Origin of the sequence: Massilia sp. CT11-108 (genome assembly GCF_047302915.1) — a bacterium.
Taxonomy (GTDB): Bacteria; Pseudomonadota; Gammaproteobacteria; order Burkholderiales; family Burkholderiaceae_D; genus Telluria; species Telluria orientalis.
On sequence record NZ_JBKYMO010001550.1, the window covers coordinates 1 to 265 of the forward strand.

Consider the following 265-nt stretch of genomic DNA (forward strand, 5'->3'; position numbering starts at 1 on the left):
GGTCTCGGCATGGCGCGCGTGGCGCCCGCGCTCGTGCGCGCGGGCTGCCGCGTGTTCTTCACGGCCCACGTCGACGAAGGCATCGGCCTGCGCGACATCGTCCCGCCCGACAGCACCATCTACGTCCTGCATGGCCCGCCGCCCGGTACCGCCGCCGACTTCCTCGCACACGGCTTGACGCCGGTGCTGAACGACCCGGGCCAGGTGCGCGAATGGAGCGCCCTGTGCGCACGCGTCGGCCGCCGTCTCGCGGCCGCGGTGCAGG

1 protein-coding gene is annotated in these 265 nt (G+C 74.7%); it reads left to right on the plus strand.

Going from position 1 to position 265, the window contains the following annotated elements; translation table 11 throughout:
- The coding region (locus tag ACEN88_RS35575; RefSeq protein WP_413347104.1) for an alanine racemase at positions 1 to 265 on the plus strand (265 nt) is incomplete at both ends.